The organism is Vibrio sp. 1727 (assembly GCF_033344415.1).
GTDB lineage: Bacteria > Pseudomonadota > Gammaproteobacteria > Enterobacterales > Vibrionaceae > Vibrio > Vibrio alginolyticus.
Genome location: NZ_JAWPOT010000560.1, coordinates 1 through 553, shown reverse-complemented (window position 1 = coordinate 553; position 553 = coordinate 1). Strand labels below are relative to the sequence as shown.

Sequence of the window (553 nt, the reverse complement as noted above, 5' to 3'; positions counted from 1 at the left end):
TTGCGGATGGCAAAGTTGATATCGTCGTCGGTACGCACAAATTGCTCTCCAGCGACATCAAATTCAAAGATTTGGGTTTGTTGATTGTCGACGAAGAGCATCGCTTCGGTGTTCGTCAAAAAGAGAAAGTCAAAGCGATGCGCGCCGATGTGGACATTCTTACCCTAACGGCAACGCCGATTCCTCGTACGCTGAACATGGCAATGAGTGGTATGCGTGATTTGTCGATCATCGCCACACCACCAGCACGCCGTTTAGCTATCAAGACATTTGTTCGTGAACGTGAAGAGTCCGTGGTGCGAGAAGCCGTACTGCGTGAAATCATGCGTGGTGGCCAGGTTTACTTCCTGCACAATCAGGTTGAAACTATCGAAAAAACGGCAGAAGACTTACAAAAGCTCATTCCAGAAGCCCGTATTACCGTGGCACACGGCCAAATGCGTGAACGCGAACTAGAACGCATCATGAATGATTTCTACCACCAGCGCTTTAACGTGTTGGTGTGTACCACCATCATTGAAAGGTGTATCGACGTTCCGACGGCCAACACAAT

At 48.8% G+C, this 553-nt stretch carries 1 protein-coding gene; it reads left to right on the top strand.

Translation table 11 applies throughout. The annotated features are described in order from the left end of the window. Nucleotides 1-553, top strand: a 553-nt coding sequence (locus tag R8O10_RS26940; protein WP_318192189.1) for a helicase-related protein, incomplete at both ends; no start/stop codon positions are given.